At 60.4% G+C, this 1,555-nt stretch carries 3 protein-coding genes and 1 pseudogene; all 4 read left to right on the forward strand.

Annotated elements, in window-relative coordinates:
* A pseudogene (locus A2J01_RS36425) lies at positions 1-599 on the forward strand (sodium:proline symporter); the annotation flags it as partial.
* Positions 600-626: 27 nt separating this feature from the next.
* Positions 627-758: a putative transporter small subunit gene (locus A2J01_RS36845; RefSeq protein WP_047889221.1), complete on the forward strand. Its 132-nt coding sequence runs from the start codon at positions 627-629 to the stop codon at positions 756-758.
* 84 nt (positions 759-842) lie between these two features.
* Positions 843-1,304 (forward strand): MarR family winged helix-turn-helix transcriptional regulator, encoded by a 462-nt coding sequence (locus A2J01_RS14835; RefSeq protein WP_003941330.1) that lies wholly within the window; start codon positions 843-845, stop codon positions 1,302-1,304.
* On the forward strand, positions 1,301-1,555 hold a 255-nt coding region (locus A2J01_RS14840; RefSeq protein ID WP_156519285.1), incomplete at its 3' end, for an AMP-binding protein. The genes A2J01_RS14835 and A2J01_RS14840, both read left to right, overlap by 4 nt.

Consider the following 1,555-nt stretch of genomic DNA (forward strand, 5'->3'; position numbering starts at 1 on the left):
CCGTCGCAGGCAAGGCCAATGCGAACCCTCGACGGATGCTGCTCATCGGCCGAGTAACGATGATAGTTGCCACGGCGGCGGCTATCTCCTTGGCAAGTCTGCAACTGAGCATTCTTGATCTGTTGGTGTTCGTCGGCGCGCTGTGGGGCGCGCTGGTGTTCCCGGTTATCGCGAGCTTCTATTGGGGAAAGGTCACCAACAAGGCCTTCACTGTGTCGGTGCTGGTGGCGCTTGCAGCCTTCTTGCCCGTCCGATTCAGTTGGGTGCCGATGGATGGGATGTTCGGGATCTTCTCCGACATCGTTGCCGTTGTCGGTATCGGAGTGGTGCTGGGGCTCATGGCATTTGGATTCTTCGGCCTGAAGGTTGCGCAGATCGTCGGTGGCCTGGCGATCGTGCTGTCCGCGCCGTTCGCAATCGGCTTCCTCCACGACTACCCAACGCTCAGCGGATCTTTGGTGGCCTATGCCGTCAGTACCGTCGTGTGCTTTGCGATGTCCGTCAATCAGCGTGAGACATTCGATTTCGAACTCATCAAACAGCGGACGGGAGACTTCGACGATGACGAGCTTCCTGCCGTGGGAGCGTCCGGAAAGTAACCGTCGAGACAAGTGGAAGGGATACGGATGAGTACAGCTCTACTGACCATTTACGTTCTGATCTGGCCGGCGTTGGTGCTGGTTGTCTTGGGAGTCATCAGCAAGGGGTTCTTCAAGGATTGGGCAATTGCCCGCCGCAAGGGTGAAGATCTGGTCTAACTTTCACGCCGCCACCGACGGACTTCTTTTCGGTGGCGGCGGTCATATTGCAATCGGGACTGGGGGCAGCGTTATAGTTGCCCAGTGCAACACGACGGAGCAATGGCGCTCACCGGTCCACCAGCCGTTCATGACGAGCTGGTGCACCTGACGCGGCAGTTGATGACGGGGGATCGGCATTCCGATGACCACCCGTCGATCGCCCAGCATTCGTTCCTCTCCTTCATCGGCCGCAATGACGGATGCAAGGCCACGGAGATCTCCGAAGTCTTCGGCGTCAACCGCTCGACCATCTCGCGTCAAGTGCGCGGGTGCATCGAGGCAGGCTGGGTATATGCCGATCCGGGATCCGTTCGTCAGGGCAATCCGCTGCACCTCACGGAGGCTGGCCGCAAATACCTCGACGCCGCCGACGCGCGTCGGCTCGACCAAGTCGCCGGCAGGCTGCACGATTGGACCGAGTCCGAGGTCGCAGACTTCGCCCGCGCACTCCACCGCTTCAGAATCAGCATCGAATCGCAGACCAACGGAGATGACACCCTGTGAGTGAGTACAGCGCCAAAGCCCAGTTCACCATCTCCGACAATGAGTCTGTGGTGCACACCGTCTTCACTCACGCCGAGCGCACGCCCGAACTGACGGTGTTCTCCCGCCCCAAGGGAGAGGGTTGGGTAGATGTAACGGCTAAAGAGTTCGCCGAGCAGGTCACCGGCGTCGCAAACGGTCTCATCGCCGCTGGCGTGCAGGCAGGCGACCGCGTCGCACTCCTCTCCGCGACCCGATACGAGTGGACGCTC

The sequence above is a fragment of the Rhodococcus sp. EPR-134 genome, assembly GCF_001647205.1.
Classification (GTDB): domain Bacteria; phylum Actinomycetota; class Actinomycetes; order Mycobacteriales; family Mycobacteriaceae; genus Rhodococcus_F; species Rhodococcus_F qingshengii.